We start from the raw sequence: 20,196 nt of genomic DNA, 5'->3' as shown, positions 1-20,196 counted from the left end.
CCTCAGGTTAAGTCGAGGTCCTAGCGTTCCGGTCATGGACATGGAAGTCACCGCCTGGACCTCGCTGCACAGCGCGATCAACGCCCAGCAGGACCGCCGCCCGCTCTCCCGGGCCGGCCTGCGCCGCGTCGCCGCCTTCGCCCGCCCGCACCGCCGCGGGCTCACCCTCTTCCTCCTGCTGAGCGTGGTGACCGCGCTGCTGGCGGTGGCCACCCCGGTGCTCGCCAGCCGGGTGGTCACCGCCATCGTCGACGGCCGCGACGGTGCTGCCGTCACCCGGCTCGCGCTGCTCATCGCGCTGATCGCGGTCGCGGAGGCCGGGCTGGGGCTGCTGACCCGCCGGCTCTCCGCCACCCTCGGCGAGGGACTGATCCTGGACCTGCGGACCGCGGTCTTCGACCACGTGCAGCGGATGCCGGTCGCCTTCTTCACCCGCACCCGGACGGGGGCCCTGGTCAGCCGGCTGAACAACGACGTGATCGGCGCCCAACGCGCCTTCAGCAACACCCTGTCGGGAGTGGTCGCCAACACCGTGACCCTGCTGCTGACCCTCACCGTGATGCTGAGCATCTCCTGGCAGATCACCCTGCTGGCGCTCGTGCTGCTCCCGGTGTTCGTGCTGCCGGCCCGCCGGATGGGGGCGCGGATGGCGGCGATGCAGCGGGAGGCCTCCGCGCTGAACGCCGCGATGGGCACCCAGATGACCGAGCGGTTCTCCGCTCCCGGCGCGACGCTGGTCAAACTGTTCGGCCGGCCCGCCGACGAGTCCGCGGAGTTCGCGGCCCGGGCGGCGCGGGTGCGGGACATCGGGATCCGTACGGCGATGGCCCAGTCGGCCTTCATCACCGCCCTCACCCTCGTCTCGGCGCTGGCCCTTGCGCTCGTCTACGGGCTCGGCGGGTTCTACGCCCTGCGCGGTTCCCTGGACGCCGGTTCCGTCGTGGCCCTCGCCCTGCTCCTGACCCGGCTGTACGCCCCGCTGACCGCGCTCGCCGGCGCCCGCGTCGAGGTGATGAGCGCGATGGTGAGCTTCGAGCGGGTCTTCGAGATCCTCGACCTGAAGCCGCTCATCGCCCAGAAGCCGGACGCCCGCCAAGTGCCGGAGGGACCGGTGGCCGTGGAGTTCGACCGGGTCTCCTTCGGCTACCCCTCCGCCGACAAGGTCTCGCTCGCCTCCCTGGAGGAGGTCGCCACCCTCGACGCCCGGGGCGGTACACAGGTGCTGCACGAGGTGTCCTTCCGTGCCGAACCCGGCCAGATGATCGCCCTGGTCGGCTCGTCCGGCGCCGGCAAGTCGACCATCGCCCAGCTGCTGCCGCGGCTGTACGACGCCGACGCGGGCGCGGTGCGCCTCGGCGGGATCGACGTACGGGACCTCACGGCCGACTCGATCCGCGAGACGCTCGGCATGGTCACCCAGGACGGGCACCTCTTCCACGAATCGGTACGGGCCAACCTGCTGCTGGCCCGGCCAGACGCCGGCGAGGAGGCGATCTGGGAGGCGCTGCGGCGCTCGCGCCTCGATGGGCTCGTCGCCTCGTTGCCGGACGGACTGGACACGGTGGTCGGGGAGCGCGGCTACCGGCTGTCGGGCGGGGAACGGCAGCGGCTGACCATCGCTCGGCTGCTGCTGGCCCGGCAGCGGGTGGTGATCCTCGACGAGGCCACCGCGCACCTGGACTCCACCTCGGAGGCGGCGGTGCAGGAGGCGCTGGGCGAGGCCCTTGCGGGCCGGACCGCGGTGGTGATCGCGCACCGGCTGTCGACCGTACAGGCGGCGGACCTGATCCTGGTGGTCGAGGACGGCCGGATCGTGGAACGGGGCACGCACACCGGGCTGCTGGCGGCGGGCGGCCGGTACGAGGAGCTGTACCGCACCCAGTTCGCGGCCGCGGACACGCCTGCCGACCTGGCCTCGGACGGCGCGGCACCGGCGCCGGGAGCATGATGCTGTGATGGACATCAAACTCGAACTGGTCGCCGTCCCCGTCACCGATGTCGACCGGTCCAAGGCCTTCTACGAGAAGCTCGGCTTCAACGCCGACCACGACGTCACGGTCAGCGAGGACATCCGCTTCGTGCAGCTGACCCCGCCGGGCTCGGCCTGTTCGATCGCGATCGGCAAGGGGCTGACCCGGATGACGCCGGGATCGCTGGACAACATGCAGGTCGTCGTCACCGACATCGAGGAGGCGTACGAGGACCTGCGCGGCCGGGGCGTCGAGGTGACGGAGATCCAGGACCTGCCGTGGGGCTCCTTCGTCTACTTCTCCGACCCGGACGGCAACGGCTGGGCGGTCCAGCAGACCACCCCGCGCAAGACGGCGGGCTAGGCCTTGTCCGCGGAAGCCGCGCCGGGGCCGGTGGAACGCGGGGCCATGGACCTCGCGCGGTACGTCGAGCGGGCGCGCAGGGGGCCGTGTTTCGTCTGCGCGTTCCTCGCCGGCGACCCGGAATACGCACACGAGACGGTCTTCGAGGACGAGCACCACGTGGCCTTCCTCGACCGGTGGCCCACGCTCCCCGGGAAGGTCCTGGTGGCACCGAAGGCACACGTCGAGCACGCCGTCCGTGATCTGGACGCCGCGGCCTACACGCGGATCATGCTCGTCGTGCGGGAGGTCGCCCTCGCGGTCGAGGAGGTCTACCCGTCCGAGCGGACCTACCTCTACTCCTTGGGCAGCCGGCAGGGGAACGCCCACCTCCACTGGCACATCGCGGCGCTGCCGCCCGGAGTGCCGTACGAACAGCAGCAGTTCCACGCCCTGATGACCGAGCACGGAGTGCTCTCGCCGTCGCCGCAGGAGGCGGCGGCCTCGGCGGCGCGCCTGCGCTCGGCCATCGCGGCACGCGGCATCCGCACGCCGCCGGGGTGACGGCGCAGGGGCTCAGGCGTCCGCGGCGGCGTGGTGGTGGTCGAGCTCCCAGGCGTGGTGCTTGAACTCGTGGCGGAAGTCGGCGTGGTCCTCCCACTGGCGGGCGATGCCTCGCAGCACGTCCCAGTTGTGCTCGACCGACTGGTCGATGACGCGGCGCATGGCCGGCTCGGCCGTCGCCCGCTGCGCGATGAGGCCCTTGATGGCGGACGCCTCCAGGACGGAGTTGCGCAGCGCGCGCAGCGCACGGGAGGTGTCGTCCATGCCGAAGCCGTACTCGCTGCCCGTCTCGGCGTCGAACAGCGGGGTGAGCCGTGCCTCGATGAACGCGGTGATCCGCTCGAAGTGCTGCGCTTCCATCGGGGGCTCCCTCTCCTGCCGGGCAACCACGGGTCCCCGGCGTCTTCGGTGATTCTGCTGTTCGGGGCCATTATCCAGCAGCGGCGGCCGTCGCGGCCGACCGCCCCGGCCGGTCCCGCCGGGGGCGGTGCCCGGCCCCGGCCCCGGCCCCAACTCCCCCTCACACGGGCGATTTCTTCATGATCTATTTTGAGGATCCGCTGTGAGGAAGGAATGTGACCCGTGGACGACAGTTCCGGCTTGACCGAGCAGTTCGAAGAGCACCGATCTCATCTGAGAGCGGTGTCCTACCGGATGCTCGGCTCGCTCGCCGAGGCCGAAGACGCCGTGCAGGAGGCGTGGATACGCCTCAACCGCTCCGACATCAGCGACGTCGAGAACCTGGGCGGCTGGCTGACCACGGTCGTGTCGCGCGTGTGCCTGAACATGCTGCGCTCGCGCGACTCCCGCCGCGAGGACTCCATCGAGGCCTATCCCACCGACCCCGCCGTCAGCCGTGAGGACACGGTCGACCCCGAGGAGGAGGCCGTACTGGCCGACTCCGTCGGGCTGGCCCTGCTGGTGGTGCTCGACACGCTCGCACCGGCCGAGCGGCTGGCGTTCGTCCTGCACGACCTGTTCGCCGTGCCCTTCGACGAGATCGCCCCGCTGATCGAGAAGAGCCCGGCCGCCACCCGCCAGCTCGCGAGCCGCGCCCGCCGCCGGGTCAAGGGGGCCCCGCTCGTGCCCGAGGCCGATCTGACCCGTCGGCGCAGCGTCGTGGAGGCCTTCCTGGCCGCCACGCGCGGCGGGAACTTCGACGCGCTGGTCTCGCTGCTCCACCCCGATGTGGTGCTCCGCGCCGACCGGGCCGTCGGCCCCACCCCCGCGCCCCTCTTCTTCAGCGGCGCCGTCACCGTCGCCAAGGGCGCGATGGCCGCCATGCAGCGGGCGCAGTCCACGCAGCCCGCCCTGGTCAACGGTGTGGTCGGCCTGGCGATGGCACCGCTGGGACGACTGTTCCTGGTGCTCGACTTCAGCATCGAGGACGGCCTGATCACCGAGATCGACATCGTCGCGGAGCCGGAGCGCCTCGACGAGCTGGAACTCGCGGTGCTCGACGCCTGACCTGATCCCCATCCCGATCCCGGCGCCGGTCCCCACCCCCCGGCGCCAATCCCGACCCGCCGTCGGCCCGGAAGCGGCCGTAGCGATTCCGTGCCGCGGCCGCCTCTTCTGGGCCGCGGCACGGCGCTCTCATACTGGCGCCGTGACCGACTACGTCAAACACCTGCCGACCGCCGGGATACCGGAGGGCGGGGTCAGGGGGTGGGGCGTCGAGGACGCCCGGCGCTGGCTCCGCGCCCGCGTCCCGGCGGCGTTCGCACCCGTCGCCGGAGGCCGGCTCCTCGCCGGCCCGGTCCTCCTCGCGATCGTCCTGACAGCCCTCGGCGATGCGGAACCCGAGCGCGGCGAGGACTGGCGCGGCTACACCCTGGGCGTCCTCCTCATCGCGCTGCCGGTCTTCTTCCGCCACTTACCCGTGGCCGCCCTGCTGGCCGCACCCGTCATCGCGGCGGACGCCGCCCTCGCGCTCGCCGCGGGCGCCGACGCGGCGGGCGCGATCGGGCGCGGCCTGGTCCTCGCCCTCTCCGCGTGGGCCTTCACCGGGGCGCTGGTCCGCCTCCTCGCCCGCCGCCGCCAGCGCGAACTCGCCCTGGCCGCCGCCGGATCCGCCCGTTTCCCGCTCCCCGAACCGCTTCCGGCCGCCCACCGGCGCCGCGGGCGGACGGCGATCGGCCTCGGCTCCGCCTGCTGCCTCGGGGCCGGCGCGGCCCTCACCGGCGGCGTCCTCCTGGAAGCGCGGGCTTCGGGCAGCGCGCACCCGTACGACCCGTGGGGTCTGCAGATGCTCGCCCTGGTGCTCCTGGTCCCCGGTACCACCGCGCTCGGCCGGGGCCTGGCCCGCCGCCGGGCCGCGCGCCGCCTGAGCCGGCGGCCGCAGCCCGCGCTCCTGGTCGGCGTACGGATCTCCGCGTCCGGACACCACTGGATCCACCCGGACGCCGAGACCCCGGCCGGGCCGCCCCTGATCGCCCAACGACCGCAGGCCCGGGACATCCTCACCGGACGTCGGATCCTCCTCTCCGGCGCCGAACGGACCCTGCGCAGGGAGCACCACGACATCGACGCCCGCGCGGAACCATTCCAGGCCGTCGTGTACGGAGCCGTACACGAGGGGGCCGAGGTCGTCCTGGCGAGCGCCGTCTACGAGGGCGGCGCCCGCCTCGTCCCGTACGTCACCGCAGCCTCGCTGCTTCCGCACCGCCGGCACGGGCTGGGCGGCTGGAAGCCGGCCGGCCGCTCGTACCGCGAGGCCGTCCGGGAGGCGGCACGCCTGGCCGAAGAGAGAAGGCGCGAACGGGAGCGGGAACGCAAGGAGTCGCGGAGCCCGGACTCCGCCGCGGGCGGCTGCGGCGGAGGCTGCGGTGACGGTGGCGGATGCGGAGGGGGATGCGGCGGCTGCGGCTGCGGGTGACCCCGGGCGCGTGGTGGGCCGACGCGCCTTCGGCGAGGGGACGTTGCGGGCCTCACGCCGCCGGGTGGAACGCTTTGGCCCCGGTACCTCTCTAGCCTGATGCGCACCGGTTGGCGGTGCTCTGGACCGGTGCGTCCAGACCGAGACGTCATAGAGAGTTCCGCTGATCCATGGGTCTGACAAGTAGTGCGCTCCTCCTGTGTGCCGTGCTGTGCACGGCACTGGCCTTCGCGGTCACCGTGTGGCTGTGGCCGCGGCTGGCGCGGGGGAGCCAGACACGGGTATTGGGGCGCATGGGGCTGATCGTCCTCGTGCAGGTGTTCCTTTTCGCGTCGGTCGCGCTCGCGGCCAACCGCAGCCTGCTGATCTACGGTTCCTGGGCGGACCTGGCCGGGCAGGCCCGCCAGGAGGCCGTGCGCGGCGGGGTGGCCGTCGAGGTGCTGGGGCGGCAGGCCCCCAATGTGCCCGGTGGCGGCAATCCCCTGGTGAGCGGCGTGATCGAGAAGGTGACCCTGCACGGTGAGCGTTCCAGGAGCGCCGCCCAGGCCTACGTGTACCTGCCGCCGGAGTACTTCCAGAAGGGCAACGAGCAGCGGAGGTTCCCCGCGGCCGTGGTCCTCACGGGCTACCCGGGCACGGCGGAGAACCTGCTGAAGGGGCTGCGCTACCCGAAGACGGCCTGGACCCTGGCCAAGGAGAAGAAGACGCAGCCGATGATCCTCGTGATGATGCGGCCCACCGTCTCCGCCGAGAACACCCAGTGCATCGACGTACGGGGCGGCGGCCCGCAGAGCGAGACCTTCTTCGGCACGGACGTCCCCCGGGCCATATCGAGCACGTACCGCGCCGGCACCTCGGCGCGGAGCTGGGGCATCATCGGCGATTCGACCGGCGGCTACTGCGCCCTGAAGATGACGGTGCAGCATCCGGAGACCTACGCGGCCGGCGTGGGCCTCTCGGCGGACTACAAGCCGGAGATCGACCAGGACTCCGGTGACCTCTTCCACGGCGACAAGGACGAGGAGAAACGATCCGACCTGCTGTGGCATCTCGCCAACCGGCCGCAGGGCGCGTCCTCGTTCCTCGTGACGACCTCACTGCAGGGCGAGGCGAACTACAAACCGACCCAGCAGTTCGTCAAGGCGGTGAAGGATCCGGCCCGCGTCTCCTCGATCACGCTCGACCGCGGGGGACACAGCTTCAACACCTGGAACCGCGAGATCCCGCCGGCCCTCGAATGGATCGGCGGCCGGCTCGGCGCCGAGTGAGGTGACCCGGCGGGCGCACCCGGCGGCACCACCCGGCGGGCGCCTCCGATGGGCGCCGGCGGGCGTCTCCGGCGACGCGGCGACACGGCCGCACCGCCGGTCCCCTACGGGGCCAGTACGTCCAGCTCCTCCAGCGCGCCCACCGCGATCTGCCGCGTCAGCGCCTCCGCCCGGGCCGCGTCTCCCTCCCGTACCGCCTCGGCCACCTGGACGTGCAGGGTGACGGCCGCCGGGTCGGGGTCGTGGAACATCACCGCGTGTTCGGTGCGTCCGGTCAGGACCTCCGCGACGACGTCCCCGAGCCGGGCGAACATCTCGTTGCCGGAGGCGTTCAGCACGACGCGGTGGAACGCGATGTCGTGGCGCAGGTAGCCCTCGAGCTGGTGGCCGCGCGAGGTGCGGACCATCCCGAGGGCCGCCTCGGTGAGTTCGGCGCACTGCTCCGGTGTGGCCAGGGTCGCGGCGAGCCCGGCCGCGACCGGCTCGATCGCGGAGCGCAGCACGGTGAGGGAGCGCAGCTGCCGGGGCCGGTCGGCGCCCGCCAGCCGCCAGCGGATCACCCGCGGGTCGTAGACGTTCCACTCGTCGGTGGGGCGGACCGTGACGCCGACCCGGCGGCGGGACTCGACCAGGTGCATCGACTCCAGGACGCGGACGACCTCCCGTACCACCGTGCGGGAGGCGTCGAAGCGTTCGGCGATCTCGTCCGTGCGCAGGACGCTGCCGGGCGGGTACTCCCCCGCCGTGATCGAGAGGCCGAGGGTGTCCAGCACGTGGGAGTGGAGCCCCTGCCCAGGACTGCCTTCGGTGGTCATGGCGTAAGCGTACGGTGACGCCCCGGTCGACAAAAGATGCGACGTTTTACCGACCGACCCTTGAATAAGTAGTACTTAATAGGCTTCAGTGGTGCCGCACGAACCGATGTCGACGAGGACAGGCAGGTAGGCGTGAGCACCCAGCGCGTCATTGTGGTGATGGGCGTGGCCGGCACGGGCAAGACGACCGTAGGCAGGCTGCTCGCGACGTCGCTCGGCATTCCGTACGCGGAGGGCGACGCGTTCCACCCGGCGGCCAACGTCGCCAAGATGTCGGCCGGCACCCCGCTGGACGACGCGGACCGGTGGCCGTGGCTGGACGCCATCGGCCAGTGGATCCGCAACTGCGCCGGGCTGCGCGGCGGCGTGGTCGCCGCCTCCTCGCTCAAGCGCGCCTACCGCGACCGGCTGCGCGCCGCGGCCCCCGGGGCGGTCTTCGTCCACCTCACCGGTGAGCGCCCGCTGATCGAGAAGCGGATGGCCGACCGCAAGGGCCACTTCATGCCCACCACCCTGCTGGACTCGCAGTTCGCCACCCTGGAACCGCTCCAGGACGACGAACTCGGCGTCGTCGTCGACGTGTCCGGATCCCCGGACGAGATCACCGAACGGGCCCTGGCCGCCCTGCGACGGCTCGGCACGGCCGAACACGGCGCCCCCGCACACCACACCCCCGAGAACTGAAGAAGAGGGAAGAACCTCACCGTGACCCGTCTCAGTGTCGAGACACTGGCAGCGGCCGCCACCGGCCCGATCACCTCGGCCGGGAACACCCAGTTGGGGATCGCCGTCCTCGCGGGCATCGCCGTCATCGTCCTGCTCATCACCCGCCTCAAACTGCACGCCTTCCTCGCCCTGACGGTCGGTTCGCTGGCCCTCGGGGTCTTCGCGGGCGCGCCGTTGGCCAAGACGATCGCCAGTTTCACCGCCGGACTCGGCGCCACGGTCGCGGGCGTAGGCGTACTGATCGCCCTCGGCGCGATCCTCGGCAGACTGCTGGCGGACTCGGGCGGCGCGGACGAGATCGTGGACACGATCCTCGCCCGGGCCAAGGGCCGGGCCATGCCCTGGGCGATGGTGCTGATCGCCTCGGTGATCGGGCTGCCGCTCTTCTTCGAGGTCGGCATCGTGCTGCTGATTCCGGTGGTGCTGCTGGTGGCCAAGCGGGGGAACTACTCCCTGATGCGGATCGGCATCCCTGCGCTGGCCGGCCTGTCGGTGATGCACGGGCTGATACCGCCGCACCCCGGCCCCCTCGTCGCCATCGACGCGTTGCACGCGAACCTGGGGGTCACGCTCGCGCTCGGCGTGGTCGTCGCGATCCCGACCGTGATCATCGCCGGACCGCTCTTCTCCCGTTACGCCGCGCGGTGGGTGGACATCCCGGCGCCGGAGCACATGGTCACGCAGCGCCCTTCGGCCGACGTGGAGCACCGTCCGCGGTTCGGCGCAACGGTCTTCACCGTGCTGCTGCCGGTGGTCCTGATGCTGGTCAAGGCCCTGGTCGACATCGTGGTCAACGACCCGGCCAACCCGGTGCAGCGCGTGACCGACGTCGCGGGCTCCCCGCTGATCGCGCTGCTCTCGGCCGTGCTGGTGGGCATGTTCACCCTCGGCCGGGCGGCCGGCTTCACCAAGGGGCAGCTGTCGGTCACGGTGGAGAAGAGCCTGGGCCCGATCGCGGGCATCCTGCTGATCGTGGGCGCCGGCGGCGGCTTCAAGCAGACCCTGATCGACGTGGGCGTGGGCCAGATGATCCTGGACCTGTCGAAGGGCTGGGCCATCCCGACGCTGTTGCTCGCCTGGCTGATCGCCGTGGCCATCCGGCTGGCGACGGGCTCGGCGACAGTGGCCACCATCTCGGCGGCCGGTCTCGTGGCCCCGCTCGCGGCCGGCATGTCCACGACGGAGACCGCGTTGCTGGTCCTCGCCATCGGTTCGGGCTCGCTGTTCTTCAGCCACGTCAACGACGCCGGCTTCTGGATGGTCAAGGAGTACTTCGGGATGACCGTCGGCCAGACCCTCAAGACCTGGTCGGTGATGGAGACGATCATCTCGGTTGTCGGCCTGGGCTGCGTGCTGCTGCTGTCACTGGCCCTTTAGCCGGCCCTGCAGTTGGGCGGCGGCGAGGGCGAGGCCGTCCGCCGCCGTCTCGCACCGGGCCGCGAGGTTCGCGACCTGGGCGCGCAGGGCCTCGGCCTGCGCGCCGTGCCAGTCCGGCGCCGCGGCGGCCACCTCGCTCAGCCGGGCCGCGTGCGTGCGCAGCGCGGTGGCGTGGCCGCGCAGGCCGCCGTCCGGCGGGCGCGGCGCCGGGCGGAGCGGCCGGCCCGTGACCCGGCGCCGCGCGGGGCCGCGGGCGGGCGCGGTTCCCGTCGGGGGACGTTGGGGCAGGCCCTGGCCGCGGTCGCAGAGGGCCCAGAAGGCGGCGCCCAGCCCGAGCAGCGGTTCGGCGGTCTCGGCCCGGCCGGTCGCGACCTGCCAGCCGGCGTGGTCGTTGAAGGGGTTGGCGTCGGTCAGGGCCTTCCAGGCGAGGATGTCCGCGAAGGACGGGGCGAGCAGGGAGAAGGCGTGCTCGGCCCCCTGGTCGCGCATGATCGTGCGGAACAGGCGGACGGCCTCGGCCAACAGGCCCGCCTCGACGGCCCGCAGGACCGCCGCCGCGCCGGGATCGTCCAGGAGCTCGGGACGGCCCGCGCTCGCGGCCCGGATCCGGGCCCTGAGTCCGCAGACGGCGATGCTGATCGCGAGGCTCTCCCGGCTCGTCAGGATTCCCGCGAGCCGGCCGGCCCGGGCCACGCCCCGGCCGCGCGGGGCCCAGCCGAGGCCCGCCGGGTCGGTCAGGGTACGGAGCAGGGTCCGCCAGCCGCGCCTGGCGCTCCCGCCGCGGGCGAAGGCGGCTGCGGGCAGCCGGGCGCCGAGGGCCAGGCCGGAGGCGTAGCGGGCGGCCTCGCCGACCGCGTCGGCGGCCTCGGCAAGTGCGCGGCACGGGGCGTCGAGCAGGTCGACGTCCGGGGCGGTGGACGCGGAGGTCGCGGCGTCGGGCATGGGATCCTCGTGGGGTTCGGCTCGTTCGGCGGATTCGGGGAGCGGGCGCGAGCAGGGTCGGGCGGCGAGCAGGGTCGGGCGACGTTGCGGCGGGGCCGCGACGGATGCGTGCGGCGCCGTCAGCGGCGGGTGAGGGTGATCCGGATGCCGTGCGGGTCGAGGGTCGCGGGCAGCGGTCCCACCGGGTCCAGGACCGGCCGGCCGGCTCCGATCCGATGACCCCGCAGCACTTCGGCGCAGAGCGCGGCCGTGATCATCAGGCCGAGCTGGTCACCCGGGCAGCGGCCGCCTCCATGGCTGAAGGGCGCCATCCGGATGTCCTGGTCCGCACGCGGGTTCTTCCACCGGCCCGGCACGAACACGTGCGCGGCCGGTACCCGTTCGGGATCTCGCTGGTGGAACGCGGCCGGCAGCAGCACCGAGGTGCCGGCCGGGTAGCGCACGCCCCGCCATTCGGTCTCGGCGCGGGTCACGCGGATCAGGTCGGGCACCACCGGGTACAGGCGCAGGGACTCCCGTACGCAGGCCCGCAGTCGGGGCAGTTCACCCCGGCCCGGGCCGTCCGCGGCTTCGGCGACCGCCTCCGCCGCGGCCGCGTCCTGCTCCGCGGGGTGCGCGCCGAGCAGCAGGAGGGTGCGCAGCAGGGTGTCGGGGACCGCGCCCATGGCGAGGAGCCAGTCCTCGGCCTCGCCCACGGTGTCCAGGGTTCCGGTGGGGTCGGCGTGGCGGGCGGCCCGCCCGACGAGGGTGCCGCCGTCGGCGTGCCGGGCGTACTCCTGGATGCGGGCGCGGGCCTTGTCCCGCACCGAGCGGGTGGCGCGGGCGGTGCGCACCCGGCCGCCGCGCAGGCCCTTGCCCTCGGCGCGCAGTTGGGTGAGCCAGCCGGCGAGCTCCTCGTCCGCGGCGGCCGCGTCGCCGAGCACGATGCGCCGGGCGGCCCGGTTCACGGCGTGCCGGGCGCGGGCCAGGTCGAGGGTGCCGGTGGCGGTCAGGTGCCGGGCCTCTTCGGCGACGGCCGCCAGGAAGGGTCCGCAGGACGGGTGCACGGGCAGGTCGGCGGCCAGTACCTCGGCGCTGATCTGGCGCCGTTCCGTGCGCAGTTCGGCGCGGGAGCAGCCGGTGCCGGCGGGCTCCGCCGCATCCAGGCCCCGGCACTTCTCGGGCGGGTCGGCCGCGAGGACGCTCACGGGTTCCTCGTAGAACCGCCGCAGGTCCTGCGGGTCGAGGAGGACGAGGACCGTCCGGCCGGATCGGGTGCGTACGAGGGCGGGCGCGTCCCCGTGCCGGGCGCGCAGGGCGCGCAGCGCGGCGGCGGACGCCCGTACCTCGCCGGGGCGGCGGATCGGGCGCGCGGGGGCGAGGGCGCTCAGAAGGCCGCGCAGGACTCCGGGGATGGCGGGGATGGCGGGCCCTGAGGAGGAGGCGGCCGGATGCCGAAACGATTCTCTTACGAAGGTCCGGCGGCCGGCGGTTTCCGCGCCGAGCCCCTTCCCGGCCGGGCCCCGGTCCGCGAGCGGTGTCCCGCCCCGGGGCGGCCGACCGGCGCGCCCGGTGCTGCGGCGGGCGGCGCCCGCTCCGGCCGCCCGTGCGGCGAAGGGAGCGGACCGCACCGGCAGCCCGGTCCGCTCCGCGAGGGCCCGCACCCGGGCCCTCAGCCCGTCCAGGGCGACCCCTTGGACCGTACGCATCCGTGTACCTCCGCAGCCGGACCGACGACGGTCGGTGACATCGGCATCACCGTACGTCCCGTCTGCGCACTCCGCGCCCCGACTACGCCAGGGGGTCCAGCCCGACGAGCAGCGCGGCGGCGTCGAGTCCGGCGGTGAGGTAGGAGGTGAAGGTCTCGTTGTGCAGGGCCCACGGGGAGCGCCGGCGGCGTACGAGCGCGATGGCCTCGGCGGGTGCCAGCCCCCGGTCGACGAGGCACTGGGCGACGACGAGACCGGACCGGTTGTAGCCCGAGTGGCAGCGGACCAGTGCGGTGAGGCCGCTGTCGAGGGCGAGTCCGGCGGTGCGCGCGAGGCGCTGCACCGTGCGCAGCTGGGCGGCGGTGAGTTCGGCGTCCGGCATCTCCGCCACGACGTGCTCGGCACGCGGGCCGGGGCCGTGCCCGGTCCGGGTGAAGAGGCTGATCACGAGGTCGAACTCGTCCGCCACCACGACGGGACGCAGCTCCCCGCCCGGGTCGGTCCGGTAGTGCCCGCCCATCCACAGGCCCGGCGCGATCTCGTCCCACGGGGTGGGCGGCGGGCCGGGCACGTCGCGGTCGCTCTGGCGGGTCTTCTTCATGCGGCCGGGACCTCCTGGCGTGACGGCACCCAGCATCGCATACAACAGGCCTTCACCTAACGGAAGTTGGGGCGAAGACCGCCTCACGGAAGGCCTTGCGCAGCGGGCCGCGCGCGTCGGCCGGGAGGAGGACCGCCCAGCGGCCGTGGCGCGGGGAGACCCACAGCGCCGGGCCGCCGTCCTGCGGGGCGTGGTGGGTCCAGACACCGTAGGGGGCGGGGTGCCAGAGGAGGCCGCGCGCCGGGGTGAGTTCGCCGGTGCGGATGCGGAGGGACTCGGAGGTCCAGGCGCGGGTGATGCCGTGGGCGGTGTCCGGGGACCCTCCGGTGTCCGCCGGGGCGAGGAGGTGGCCCAGGAAGCGGACGAGGTCGGCGAGGGGGGCTCGGAGGGTGCCGTCGGCGAAGCGGGTCCCAGCCATGCCGAGGGGGTGCCAGACCCGGGTGACCGCGAGGTCGGCGAGGGGGCTGCCGCAGACGTGTTCGGCGAGGCGGGTGAGGGCGGCGGTCCCCCCGGGGCGGGTCAGCAGGTGGTGGGCGGTGGTCCCGCCGGGGGCGCCGACGGCGGCTTCGTCCCCGTAGACGGCGAGCGGGGTGTGCAGGTGGAGCGCGCCCTCGTCCACGAGGCTCCCGACCACCGGCCAGAGCGCGAGGACGGCGGCGAGGCCGCCGACGTCGAATACCGTGCGCGGGGCGTCCCCGGTGTCCATGCCCGGAGCGTCCCCGGTGTCCGCGCCCGCGGAGTGCGACCCCGCGTGGACGCCTTCGGCGCCGCCGACGGCCCAGACCGCCCCGGGATCGGCGGACTCGACGAGAGCCCGGATGTCGTCTGCCTGGTCGCTCAGGAGCGTCATGGTCCCCCACGTTAACGAGCCCGGCCCGGCCTCCCGGCACGTCGTGGCGCATTCGCGTCCCCCGCCACCCGAATGGGGCGGGCCCCGGCCGTCGCGGGGCGAGGTGGCGCCGGACTGCCGCGGGCCCGGACGGGTGCGGACAGGTGCGGACAGGTGCGAAGGAAGGGGGCGGGGCGCCCGTGAGCGCCCCGCCCCCCTCAGAGCGTCAGCTCTTGTCGGGGCGGTCGGTCACGCGCAGCGTGTTCAGCAGGGGCTTGCCGAATCCGTTGTGCGTGACGAAGCGGATGTTGAGGACTCCGTCCGTGACCGTGACCGTGTACTCGCGGGTCAGGGCCTTGTAGGTGCCCGCTTCCAGGGAGACGTCCAGGGAGGGCAGGACCTGGGTGCCCTCGGCCAGGACGTCGAAGACGCGCTTGTTGGGTTTGGTGGAGGAGAGCTCGGCGAAGCCCAGCTCCACCGTGTAGGTCCCGTTCGGCACGTTGTCGAAGCGGTACTCGTACATGCCCTCGCGCGCGTTGCGGAAGAGCCGCTGCTCGTCCGTGCCCGCGATCGTGCGGCCGGTGGACTGGACCGAGCCGTTGCCCTGGTAACCGTACGAGCCGGCCGTGTACTTGCGGTCCGGGGACCAGGCGTCACCCAGGGCGTCCGTGCTGCCGTAGCCGGAGCCCGCGTCCACGCCGACCTGGTAACGCGGGACGACGACCTTGACCGGGACGGTGAGGACCGGGGTGCGGCCGCTCGCCGAGGCGATCTTCAGGTCGGCGGTCAGGACCGTCCCGGGGGCCAGTCCGGCCGTGTCCACCGAAAGGGTGACCGGGATCTTGCCGCCCGTCGGGAGGTCACCGCCGGCCGGCGTGGCCGTCAGCCAGGCCGCGTCCTCGGAGACCGTGAACGCCGTGCCGAGGCCCGGGTTGGTCAGGTCCAGGGTCCGCGTCCGCTTCTGGTCGGCCGGGAGGACGATCTCCACGGACGGCTTGGACGCCGTGACCTTGCCGGTGCGCAGGGACTGCGTCACCGCCGTGACGTCGGCGGCCTTGATGTTCACCGTCGCTGTGGCGGACTCGTACTGGGGCGCCGCCAGCGAGACGGGGAGCGAGCCCGACGGGCTCTGGACGACGTATCCGCCGTCCGCCGCGGTGGTCGCCGACACCGCGGTGGCGCCGGTGCCGACGGTGACCGTGGCGCCCGCGACGCCGTTGCCGTCGTTGGCGTCGAGCACCCGGCCCGCCACCACGCCGCTCTTGGTGGTCCGGAAGGCGATGGACAGGCCGTCCGTGATGACCGCGGTGTTGAAGGAGTACTTGAAGGCGTCGGTGCCGGCCGCGTTCTCCACGCCGACCGTGGCCGTGGAGCCGCCCTTGATGCCGGTGCCGCCGGTCCCCTTGTAGGAGTACGAGACGGTGCCGTCCTCGCCGATCGCCGCCGAGAAGGAGAACTTGTCGGCCTGCGCGGACCAGTGGGACACCTGGCGCCACTCGATGACGTAACTGCGGTGCGGGGCGGTGCCGGTGACACCGGTGAAGACGCCCGAGCCGCTGCCCGCGGCGCCGACGACCAGGTCGTCCCAGAACGGGTACAGGGCCGCGTTGGGCGTGGCCGTGCTCGGGATGTCCCCGTTGATGTCACCGGTGTTGTTGCCGCCGAAGCTGACCGTGCCGTTGGTCCCGATCCAGGCCTGGCCGTACGTCTTCCCGTACAGCGGCAGCGGGAAGGGCAGGTCGACGCGCTCGGTGGTGTTGTCGCCGGTCAGCGCGAGCTGCCGGCTCCCCTCGGTGTACGGGCGGTCGCCGGCGGTGGCGCAGGCGTAGCCGTACCCGTCGGTGCGCTCGGGGAGGTTCACCGCGACGGTGGCGTCGCCGGCGACGGTGACCTTCGCGGTGCCGCCGGTGACGCACCGGGAGGCGTGCGTGGCGTTCACGTCGTACGTGCCGTGCGGCAGGGTGACCTCGAAGCGGCCCTGCGCGTCGGCGGTCGCGGTCACCGGGGTGTCCGCGATGGAGACGGAGGCTCCGGCGGCGGGTCCGGCGGCCGAGGAGACGGTGCCGGTGAGCTTGCCGGAGGGGGCCTGGGTGAGGGTGAAGTCACCGGTGGCGGTGCCGTTCTCGGTCACCGTGGCGGTCGCGGTCTGCTGCCCGTAGCCGAACTTGGCGGCGGTCAGGGTGTAGTCGCCGACCGAGAGGGAGGCGAAGCGGTAGCTGCCGTCGGCCGCGGTGGTGGTCGTACGGTCGATCGGGCCGTCGGCGGTGATCTTCACGCCCGCGACGGGCTGGTCGCCGGAGCGTACGGTGCCGCCGAGCGCACCGATGGCGCCGCGCGGAGCGGCGTTCACGGCGGCGAGGACGTCGAGCTTGCCCTCGCCGAAGACGTTGTTGTCGGCGGGCGTGCCGCCGCACTGGCTGCTGTCGGTGTCCTGGGCGGTGCCGTCCAGGAGGGACTCGGTCTGCGCGACGTCGCCTTCGAGGGTGGGCGCGGCGGACCAGAGCAGGGCCACGGCGGCGGCGGTGTGCGGCGAGGCCATGGAGGTGCCGGAGAAGGCCTCGTATGCGCCGCCGGGCACGGAGGAGCGGACGTTCACGCCGGGGGCGGCGATGTTCGGCTTGATGATGCCGCCGGGGCCCGCGCCGCGCGAGGAGAAGGACGCGATCGCGTTGTTGATGTCGAAGGCGCCGGAGCTGTAGGAGCTCGCGTAGTCACCCGGGGAGCCGCTGGTGGAGCAGCCCGGGCCGGAGTTGCCGTTGGAGAAGGCCGGGAAGATGCCGGCGGCCCGCCAGGTGTTCACGATCTCCTGGTACCAGGTGTCGCCGCCCGTGCCGCCCCAGGAGTTGTTGACGATGTGCGGGGCGAGGTCGGGGCGCGGGTTCTGGCCGTTCAGGTCGGTCGGGGCGACGATCCACTGGCCCGAGGCGAGCAGGGAGGCCTCGGAGCAGGAGTTCGACTCGCATCCCTTGGCCGCGATCCACTTGGCGCCGGGGGCCACGCCTATCTTGTTGGCGCCGCCGTCGTCGCCGACCATCGTGCCCATCGTGTGGGTGCCGTGGTCGTTGTTGTCACACGGCGCCGCGGTGGTGCACACGCCCGCCGGGTCGAACCAGTTGTAGGCGTGGTCGTACGAGCCGTCCGCCTTCTTGCCGCGGTACTGGTTGTTCACGGCCGGGTGCGTGTAGTCGACACCGCTGTCGATGTTGGCGACGACGATGCCCTCGCCGCGGACACCGAGCTGGTCCCAGACCTGCGGGGCCTTGATCCGGTCGATGTTCCACTCGACGGCGTCGGCGGCGGTCTTCTCCCGCTTGCCCTCGGCGGGCTTGGGGAGCTCGACCTTGTCGTCGGCGTCGATCCGGGCGACCTCGGGACGCCCCGCGAGGGCTCCGGCGAGCTTCTCGCTGCCCACGACGCGGACGGCGTTCACGATCCAGTACGAGGTGTATTCCGCCTGGGCGCCTTCCAGGGCCTTGAGGATCCCGGCCTGGCTGCGCGCGGCGTGGTCCTTCTTGGTCCGCAGAACCGTTTCTGCCTTGGCGGCGCGGGTCTGCTGCTTCCCCGCGGCGGTGAGGTCGGCGGCGCTGTCGAGGTACACCCAGAAGACGGCCTTGGCCGAGCCGTCGAGCTGGGCGCGGAGCTTGGGTTCGATCTTGCGCTCGGCCGCGCTCGGTGCGGCGGGACCGGGGTCCGGCGCGGCCGCGGCGACGCCCGCGCCGAGCGGGAGCAGCAGGACCGAGGTGAGGGCGGCGAGCGCCGCGCGTAAGGACCGGCGGGGCCTTGTCGACCTTGTGGGCCTTAAGGCTCGTGAGGACCGGTTGTTGCGTTGGGCCACGTGTTGTCTCCTCGTACGCCGTGTGCGGGTTGTGCGGGAAGGGTGCGCGTGACGTGCGCGGGTCATGGTGAAGGAGGGGTCATGCTCATTACAAGAGGGCCTATTGAGCCGGATCGAGCCGTCCCCGGCCTCGGACAACGCCCTCCCGGTGGCCCTTCCCGGCGGCGCGGGCCAGCCTGAAGACATGACTGCGCCCGCCGAGCCGTCCGGAGCCGGTGTCCCGATCGCATCCGCGCGCGGCCGGTGGATCCTGCTGACCACGGTGCTCGGGTCGACCATGGCCATGCTGGACGGGACCGTGGTGAACGTGGCGCTGCCGCGCATCGGCGAGGATCTCGACGCCGATCTGGCGGTGCTCCAGTGGACGGTGAACGCCTATCTGCTCACCCTGGCCGGGCTGATCCTGGTCGGCGGGTCCCTGAGTGACCGCTTCGGGCGGCGCCGGATCTTCGTACTCGGCGTGGTGTGGTTCGCGGTGGGCTCGCTGCTGTGCGGGATCGCGCCGAACGCCGGGGTGCTGATCGCCGCCCGGGCCCTGCAGGGCATCGGCGGGGCGCTGCTGGCGCCCGGCTCCCTGGCCCTGATCCAGGCGTCGATCCGGGCCGACGACCGGGGGCGGGCGATCGGCCTGTGGTCGGGGTTCGGCGGGGTGGGCGCGGCCGTGGGACCGTTCCTCGGCGGCTGGCTGGTGGACGGGCCGGGCTGGCGGTGGGTGTTCCTGCTGAACGTGCCGCTGGCCGCGGTGTGCGTGCCGGTCGCACTGCGGCACGTACCGGAATCGCGGGACCCGCAGGCGCACGGGCGGTTCGACGTGGCCGGGGCGGTACTCGGTGCGGCCTCCCTGGGGCTGGTCACCTACGCGCTGATCGAAGCCCGGTCGGGATCGGCGGCGGTGATCGTCGCGGCGGTGCTCGGGGTCCTGCTGGGCGTCGCCTTCGTCGCCGTGGAGCGGCGGCGGTCCGACCCGATGGTGCCACCGGACATCTTCGCGTCCCGGCTGTTCACCGCCGTCAACCTCGTCACCCTGTGCGTGTACGGAGCCATCGGCGGGTTCTTCTTCCTCGTCGTCCTCCAGCTCCAGGTGGTGTCCGGCTACTCGGCGCTGGCCGCCGGGGCCGCGATGCTGCCGACGACGCTGCTGATGCTCCTCCTGTCGGCGCGCTCGGGTGAGCTCGGGGAGCGGATCGGGCCGCGCATCCCGCTCACGGTGGGGCCGCTGCTGTGCGCGGCCGGGACGCTGCTGATGCTGCGGGTGGGGCCCGCGGCCTCGTACGTACAGGACGTGCTGCCGGCGATGGTCGTGATGGGCATGGGCCTGGTGGCCCTGGTGGCCCCGCTGACGGCGACCGTGCTGGCCTCGGTGGACCCCGGCCGGGCGGGCCTGGCCAGCGGCATCAACAACGCGGCGGCGCGCGTCGCCGGGCTGCTCGCGGTGGCGGCGCTGCCACTGCTGTCCGGAATGGGGCCGGAGTCGTACCGCTCGGCGACCCAGTTCGATGCCGCTTTCGGGCGGGCCATGTTCTGGTGCACCGGGGCGTTCGTGGCCGGCGCCGCCGTGGCCTGGGCGACCGTACGCTCCCCCGTGCCCGAGGCGTGCCACCCGCAGTGTCATACGTACTGCGCGGTGACGGCCCCGCCGCTCGAACCCCCGAGGGAGGAGAAGCGGGGACTTGACTGATCTCCGGGGCGGGTCAGGCTGATCCCCGTGTGCTGGAGCGCGACGGCCGATCTGGCGGCGGGCACGGTCATAGCCGCCGTCGGAGTCGTGTGCGTGGCGCGCGTACGGCGGGCCCGCGATCTGCCGATCGCCGCGCTGCCCCTGCTGCTGGGCGCACACCAGCTGGTCGAGGCCGCCGTCTGGAGTTCGGGCGGCGGCTGCTCCGCAGCCACCACGGCCTGGGCCGTGATCGCCCTGCCGCTGCTGCCGCTCTGGGTGTCCGTGGGGGTGCTGCTCGCGGCCGCGCCCGGGGTCCGGCGCCGCCTGTGGGCGCCGGTGGCCGTGGGTCTCGCCACCGCCGCGGTGCTCGCGTACTGCCTCGCGACCCGGCCGGTGACCGCCGAGATCCGGGGCCGCACCATGGGCTACGGCGTGAATGTTCCGTGGACACCGCTCGTCCTGACGGGCTATCTGTTCGCCACGCTCGGCTCCCTGCTGCTCGCCGGGGACCGACGGCTGCGGACCCTCGGCGCGGTGCTGGCGGCCGGGGCGCTGGCCTGCTCAGCGCTGTGGCGGCTGGAATTCGCCTCCACGCGGTGCGCCTTCGCCGCGGTCGCGTCCGTGCTCGTCCTGGGCTGGGTACGGCGCCCGGAAGCCGCTCCCCGGCCGCACGATGACCGAAAGTTACCTAGACGTATGTAGTG

17 protein-coding genes are annotated in these 20,196 nt (G+C 73.4%); 10 read left to right on the top strand and 7 right to left on the bottom strand.

Annotated features, from left to right (window positions below):
- The first annotated feature begins 34 nt into the window (after positions 1-34).
- From OG472_RS40885 to OG472_RS40875, 3 genes are read left to right on the top strand one after another with little or no spacing between them, the layout of a single operon-like run.
- Entirely contained in the window at positions 35-1,948 is a 1,914-nt protein-coding gene (locus OG472_RS40885; protein WP_405942945.1) for an ABC transporter ATP-binding protein, read from the top strand.
- A gap of 7 nt (positions 1,949-1,955) precedes the next feature.
- Positions 1,956-2,333, top strand: coding sequence for a VOC family protein (locus tag OG472_RS40880; protein WP_327411856.1), 378 nt, complete (start codon positions 1,956-1,958; stop codon positions 2,331-2,333).
- Positions 2,334-2,378: 45 nt separating this feature from the next.
- Positions 2,379-2,876 carry an HIT family protein gene (locus tag OG472_RS40875; RefSeq protein WP_401613562.1) on the top strand — a complete coding sequence of 166 codons (498 nt, stop codon included), beginning with the start codon at positions 2,379-2,381 and terminating at the stop codon, positions 2,874-2,876.
- 12 nt (positions 2,877-2,888) lie between these two features.
- Here the strand turns inward: OG472_RS40875 and OG472_RS40870 are convergent, their stop codons facing one another.
- The gene (locus OG472_RS40870; protein WP_319723153.1) at positions 2,889-3,236 is read right to left on the bottom strand and encodes a hypothetical protein; all 348 of its coding nucleotides are present in this window, start codon (positions 3,234-3,236) and stop codon (positions 2,889-2,891) included.
- Positions 3,237-3,458: 222 nt separating this feature from the next.
- Here OG472_RS40870 and OG472_RS40865 point away from each other — a divergent pair, with 222 nt between their 5' ends.
- From OG472_RS40865 to OG472_RS40855, 3 genes are all read left to right on the top strand, one after another.
- Positions 3,459-4,343 carry a sigma-70 family RNA polymerase sigma factor gene (locus tag OG472_RS40865; protein WP_405942944.1) on the top strand — a complete coding sequence of 295 codons (885 nt, stop codon included), beginning with the start codon at positions 3,459-3,461 and terminating at the stop codon, positions 4,341-4,343.
- A gap of 142 nt (positions 4,344-4,485) precedes the next feature.
- A complete protein-coding gene (locus OG472_RS40860) occupies positions 4,486-5,754 on the top strand; it encodes a hypothetical protein (protein WP_405942943.1) in 1,269 nt (422 codons plus the stop codon).
- A gap of 170 nt (positions 5,755-5,924) precedes the next feature.
- A complete protein-coding gene (locus OG472_RS40855; RefSeq protein ID WP_405942942.1) occupies positions 5,925-7,022 on the top strand; it encodes an alpha/beta hydrolase in 1,098 nt (365 codons plus the stop codon).
- A gap of 104 nt (positions 7,023-7,126) precedes the next feature.
- Here OG472_RS40855 and OG472_RS40850 read toward each other — a convergent pair whose 3' ends face one another.
- Positions 7,127-7,837, bottom strand: coding sequence for a FadR/GntR family transcriptional regulator (locus OG472_RS40850; protein ID WP_401613570.1), 711 nt, complete (start codon positions 7,835-7,837; stop codon positions 7,127-7,129).
- A 132-nt stretch (positions 7,838-7,969) separates the two neighbouring features.
- Between OG472_RS40850 and OG472_RS40845 the strand changes: the two genes are divergently transcribed.
- Together OG472_RS40845 and OG472_RS40840 are read left to right on the top strand one after the other, a co-directional pair.
- A complete protein-coding gene (locus tag OG472_RS40845) occupies positions 7,970-8,521 on the top strand; it encodes a gluconokinase (protein WP_401613572.1) in 552 nt (183 codons plus the stop codon).
- A gap of 21 nt (positions 8,522-8,542) precedes the next feature.
- Positions 8,543-9,940, top strand: a complete 1,398-nt coding sequence (locus OG472_RS40840) for a gluconate:H+ symporter (RefSeq protein WP_401613574.1) — start codon at positions 8,543-8,545, stop codon at positions 9,938-9,940.
- Here OG472_RS40840 and OG472_RS40835 read toward each other — a convergent pair.
- The 5 genes from OG472_RS40835 to OG472_RS40815 all read right to left on the bottom strand — a co-directional run bounded on the left by OG472_RS40835 (position 9,926) and on the right by OG472_RS40815 (position 17,835).
- Positions 9,926-10,882 (bottom strand): hypothetical protein, encoded by a 957-nt coding sequence (locus OG472_RS40835; protein WP_405834295.1) that lies wholly within the window; start codon positions 10,880-10,882, stop codon positions 9,926-9,928. The two genes, OG472_RS40840 and OG472_RS40835, sit on opposite strands and share 15 nt — an antisense overlap.
- Positions 10,883-11,001: 119 nt before the next feature.
- On the bottom strand, positions 11,002-12,570 hold the full coding sequence (locus OG472_RS40830; RefSeq protein WP_405942941.1) for a cytochrome P450: 1,569 nt from the start codon (positions 12,568-12,570) through the stop codon (positions 11,002-11,004).
- A gap of 82 nt (positions 12,571-12,652) precedes the next feature.
- Positions 12,653-13,171, bottom strand: a complete 519-nt coding sequence (locus OG472_RS40825) for a protein phosphatase (protein ID WP_401613581.1) — start codon at positions 13,169-13,171, stop codon at positions 12,653-12,655.
- A 52-nt stretch (positions 13,172-13,223) separates the two neighbouring features.
- Positions 13,224-14,021, bottom strand: a complete 798-nt coding sequence (locus tag OG472_RS40820) for a hypothetical protein (RefSeq protein ID WP_401613583.1) — start codon at positions 14,019-14,021, stop codon at positions 13,224-13,226.
- Between the two features lie 205 nt (positions 14,022-14,226).
- Positions 14,227-17,835, bottom strand: coding sequence for a S8 family serine peptidase (locus OG472_RS40815; protein WP_405942940.1), 3,609 nt, complete (start codon positions 17,833-17,835; stop codon positions 14,227-14,229).
- A 184-nt stretch (positions 17,836-18,019) separates the two neighbouring features.
- Here OG472_RS40815 and OG472_RS40810 point away from each other — a divergent pair, with 184 nt between their 5' ends.
- Positions 18,020-19,513, top strand: a complete 1,494-nt coding sequence (locus OG472_RS40810) for an MFS transporter (protein WP_401613587.1) — start codon at positions 18,020-18,022, stop codon at positions 19,511-19,513.
- Between the two features lie 27 nt (positions 19,514-19,540).
- Positions 19,541-20,194, top strand: coding sequence for a DUF6629 family protein (locus OG472_RS40805; protein WP_405942939.1), 654 nt, complete (start codon positions 19,541-19,543; stop codon positions 20,192-20,194).
- Positions 20,195-20,196 lie beyond the last annotated feature (2 nt).

The organism is Streptomyces sp. NBC_00207 (assembly GCF_045160965.1).
Taxonomy (GTDB): Bacteria; Actinomycetota; Actinomycetes; order Streptomycetales; family Streptomycetaceae; genus Streptomyces.
The sequence above is the reverse complement of the archived record's forward strand: the minus strand, read 5'-3'. Positions and strand labels throughout refer to the sequence as shown.